Genomic DNA, 3,692 nt, shown 5'->3' on the forward strand with positions numbered 1-3,692 from the left:
CGGCGGGCCGCCCTGCCCCTGGGCGGCGTCGGCAAGCTCGCGCCGTTGGGGTTCTGTTGGGGGTGTCCGCGGGACACCCCCAACAGAAGCCCTGGTACTGCAACGGTGCTTGCTGTGCGGTTCGGCTGAGCCCCTGGTGGAGTGGGCTCGCTCTTCATCCCGCTAGGAGTCAAGATCGATTGTCAGTGGTGGGTGAGAAGGTAGGAGCATCGAGTCGGAAAGAGGGGGAGCGGTCATGTCGGGAAACCAGAACTACATCAATCACGTTGCTCTTGTGCTGGATGCCAGTTCGTCCATGTCACACCTGAACGGCAAGGTCGTTGATGTCGCCGACCAGCAGATCGCATATCTGGCCCGCCGATCGCAGGAACTGGACCAGGAAACCCGTGTCACGGTGTACGTCTTCGCGGACAAGGTGGAGTGCGTCATCTACGACAAGGACGTGCTGCGGATGCCGTCCCTGAAGCAGTTGTACCGGGTCGGTGGAATGACGGCTCTGCTGGCGGCCACACTGAAGTCGCAGCGGGAGCTGGCGCAGACAGCTCAACTCTACGGCGACCACAGCTTCCTGACGTTCGTTCTGACCGACGGACAGGAGAACGCAAGTCACCGCTGCCCGGATGCCCCTACCAGGGATCCGCGTGAACTGGTGCAGGCCGTGGCCAAGATGATCGCGACGCAGGAGGACAACTGGACGCTGGCCGTTCTTGTGCCGGACCAGATGGGCAAGCGCGAGGCCATGCAGTGCGGCTTCCCGAAGGACAACATCGCCATCTGGGACGCCACGAGCACACAGGGTCTGGAGGAGGCCGGGCAGGTCATCAAGCAGGCCACCGAGAACTTCATGGTGGGACGCGCCCAGGGGATCCGGGGATCGCGGGCGGTGTTCTCCACGGGTGCCGAGACTGTCAACAAGGACACCATCAAGGCAGCCGGCCTCACCCCGGTGAATCCGTCCGAGTACCAGCTGATTCCCGTGGCTCGCGAGGCGGCAATACGGGACTGGGTCACCGAATGCGGGCACACTTACCGCACCGGTTGTGCGTTCTATCAGCTGAGTAAGTCGGAGAAGATCCAGGCGCAGAAGCAGATCGCGGTGCTGGAGAAGAAGACGGACCGGGTGTACACGGGGCCGCAGGCCCGAGCCGTGCTCGGCCTGCCGAACACGGAAGTTCGCGTCAAGCCGGACCACAACGACGACTTCACGATCTTCGTGCAGAGCACCAGTGTGAACCGGAAGCTCGTAGCGCACACAAGGCTGCTGCTCATGATCTGACACCGTCCAAGCCCCTGTCGGGCAGCGGAGGCTTCGCCGGAACGCCACGACGGCATCCACCACCGTTGCGTCCGAGCGCGGCGGTACCGTCCGGCCGACCGTACGCAGCCGGCCCCGCCTGGTCGTGGCGGCCGAGGACCAGCAGCTGCGAGTGGGCCAGGCTGCCGGCGACCGCGCCGATGACGGCCTCGGTGGTGTCCCGGCGGACCCCCGACGCGTCCGTCCGGACGGCCCACATCGGCCTGCCGGCACAGGGTGCGGCAGTACACCCTCCACACCTCGCCCGGACGCACCAGGTACCTGCTGCTGCTCGGCACGGCCGGGGCCGCCGCGTTCGCCCTCCGGGCGTGGAAGTGGCACTTCGGCCGGACGCAGACCACCCACGCGGAGCACGGAGCCTGTCTCACCGCGCTCAGCGAAGACGGGCTGACCATCACCGGCGCATCCGGACAGACCTGTGATCCCGGGTGCAGGGCCCGGCCCGCTGGCCTGCGAGTCCCACCACGGCTTCCCGCCACCTACACGGGGTGTTCTTGGGCCTGGGTGTTCGGGAACCGCACGGCAAGGACTGCAATGTCGTCGTCGAGTCTTCCGCCGCTGTAGTGCAGCAGGTCCCGATGAAGTCGGTCGAGCAGCTCGCGGGGCGGGCTCGGGCTCTGCTGACGCATCCACTCGGGCAGCGGGAAGAACTCGCCGTCGCGGCCCCGGGTCTCCGTGACACCGTCCGTGTAGAGCAGCAGCTGGTCGCCCGGAGCGAAGATGAGGGTGTCGACGCAGTAGTGGTCTCCGATGAGCGATGCGAGGTTGAGGGGCGGAGAGGGGGTGGTGGGGTCCACGACGCGGATCTCCCCGCAGCGCACGAGCAGGGGCGGGGGGTGCCCGCAGTTGAGAATCCTGACGTGGCCTCCGCCGTGCGGGATCTCGGCGATGACCGCGGTCGCAAACCGCTCTGGCAGGTCCAGGGCGGGGAACGCAGCGCTGTGGCGGGAGATGCTGACCTCCAGGCGATGGACGACGCCCCTGAGGTCGGCTTCGTCGTACACGGCCTCCCTGAAGCTGTTGACCACCGCTGAGGCCGTCCCCACCGCGGACAGCCCTTTGCCGCGTACGTCGCCGATGAGCAGCCGGACCCCGAACGGTGTGTCGACCGCCTCGTAGAAGTCTCCGCCGATCCGGGCCTGCATCTGGGCCGCCACATACAGCGACTCGATCTCGACATCCTCGATGCGGCGCGGCAGAGGGCGCAGCAGCACTTTCTGGGCTGCGTCGGCGACGAGCCGGACGTGGAGGAGCGTCTCCTCCCGTTGGCGCCGGACGTGGCTTGCGTATGCGGCCGCCAAGGTGACCGCGATGATCGCAGCCGCCGTGTACGAGGTCCCCAGGTCGGTGTAGGCGAAGCTCAGGCCGATCATGACCACCAGGCAGAACAGCCCCAGCAAGATCGTGGGGAGCACGGGCCACATCGCGGCAGCGAGGGCAGGTGCAGCAGGCAGGAGGCGGCTGAAGGCGAACTCCCTCGGTGTGGAGAACGCCAGGGCGGTGATGAGGACGGTAACGATCACAGGTGACAGCAGGGCAGCGTCCCACCGGCCGCCATAAGGAAGGCGACGGCGCCCGAACCGTCTGGATATGATCACGTAAGGCATCATATCGGGGCAGAGTGGGCATCGGACTGCGCAGAGAATATGCCGCTCACGCAACGTGATCAGCTGCCGGCACCTCTGATACGCCCTATCCGCTCAATCGAGGCCGCGAATCCCGGTAGGTCCCGGACGGCAGCCCGACGTCACGACCGGCGACACGGGGCCGAACGGGTGATAGGTCGGGCTCCAGTGCCACACGACGGCGATCCGCCGCCGCGCGCTGCGGACGCGCTCCTGCCGTCGCCCCCACACTCGGCCGCCACGACGAAAGTGCCGTCCAGCTCGCCGTCGCAGCCGGAACCGGCGGCACCACTCTTCCGAAAGTCACTCACAGTAACTATCGGCCGTCGCCAGTCGCGGAATGTGCCACTCCCGATGACGCAAGGTCACCGATTTTGAGGATGTCGGCGTCACGGGGTGCCGTCTCCGGCGGCCTGCTGCATCGGAGCCGCGGTCCGGACGCGTGAACACGCTGCCTGCTTCCGCGTTCCGGTAGCGGTACCGGGCCTGTCGGCGACGTCGACCGTGACACCGTCGTTTCCGGGCCCGGTGGATGTGTGGATGCCCAACCCTGCTGCAAGAAGGGGGGCATGATGACCGGCTCCCGCGTCGCGGCCACTGCACCACACCCTTTGCGCGTCCTGCATCGGTGCGCATCTGCCGGCGGACGGGGCCCAGGCGGTCGTGCGGGCCGCTGAGTCCGGCGGCGACCTCGGCATGGTTTGCTCGCCGGCCGCGGCCGGCGAGCTGGGCCGCGCCGCTCAGGCTCTCGA

General features: G+C 67.4%; 2 protein-coding genes. One reads left to right on the forward strand and one right to left on the reverse strand.

The window, feature by feature from the left end; all coding sequences use genetic code 11:
* Positions 1-235: 235 nt before the first annotated feature.
* Complete coding sequence (locus AB0I68_RS38805) at positions 236-1,276, forward strand: vWA domain-containing protein (protein WP_363182157.1); 1,041 nt, start codon at positions 236-238, stop codon at positions 1,274-1,276.
* A gap of 518 nt (positions 1,277-1,794) precedes the next feature.
* Here AB0I68_RS38805 and AB0I68_RS38810 read toward each other — a convergent pair.
* The gene (locus AB0I68_RS38810) at positions 1,795-2,913 is read right to left on the reverse strand and encodes a PP2C family protein-serine/threonine phosphatase (protein WP_363182158.1); all 1,119 of its coding nucleotides are present in this window, start codon (positions 2,911-2,913) and stop codon (positions 1,795-1,797) included.
* Between the last annotated feature and the right edge of the window lie 779 nt (positions 2,914-3,692).

The organism is Streptomyces sp. NPDC050448, from assembly GCF_040655295.1.
Lineage (GTDB): Bacteria > Actinomycetota > Actinomycetes > Streptomycetales > Streptomycetaceae > Streptomyces.

What these genes read in the sequence shown, in the direction of transcription:
- AB0I68_RS38805 (WP_363182157.1), top strand. Translation starts at nt 236, where the DNA reads ATGTCGGGAAACCAGAACTACATCAATCACGTTGCTCTTGTGCTGGAT.